Source organism: Pseudoalteromonas sp. SR44-5 (assembly GCF_014163675.1).
Taxonomy (GTDB): domain Bacteria; phylum Pseudomonadota; class Gammaproteobacteria; order Enterobacterales; family Alteromonadaceae; genus Pseudoalteromonas; species Pseudoalteromonas rhizosphaerae.
This window is the reverse complement of the sequence record NZ_JACJDT010000186.1, coordinates 1-494: the sequence shown is the minus strand read 5'-3', so window position 1 is coordinate 494 and position 494 is coordinate 1. Positions and strand designations below refer to the sequence as shown.

The 494-nt window shown below is 52.6% G+C and carries 1 protein-coding gene; it reads left to right on the top strand.

The features are described 5' to 3' along the window. The coding region (locus tag H5154_RS23160) for an Ig-like domain-containing protein (protein ID WP_182719777.1) at positions 1 to 494 on the top strand (494 nt) is incomplete at both ends.

Below are 494 nucleotides of genomic sequence, written 5' to 3'. Positions count from 1 at the left end.
TCCGTGGAGGCCAGTAATGCGATTATCGAAGGCGAGTACACAGTCAATGTCAGTGTGACAGACTCCGCAGGCAATACCGGCACCGATAGCGAAACTGGGGTGATAGATACAACCGCGCCAAGCGTCACTATAGATGCACCCGCATTGACGAACGACAATACGCCAGTGGTGACAGGCACATCGGATCTAGCCAGCAGTGATATTGCGATTACCTTTACGGATGCTAACGGCAGCCATACAGTAACGGTGCAAACCAATGCCAGTGGTAATTGGAGTGCCGAGGCCACGCAACCGCTGGTTGATGGTGCATACACAGTGACTGCCAGTATCACCGACGACGCAGGCAATACAGCCAGCGCCAGTGACATCGGCGTGGTGGATACAATTCCACCAGAGCTTGCGTTTGTGCCCACCTTCCTATTAGGACAGTTAGTGTCTCTCAGCGGTACCTCCGATTTACCTGCTGGTAGTACTATCACCATCACTGAAAATCT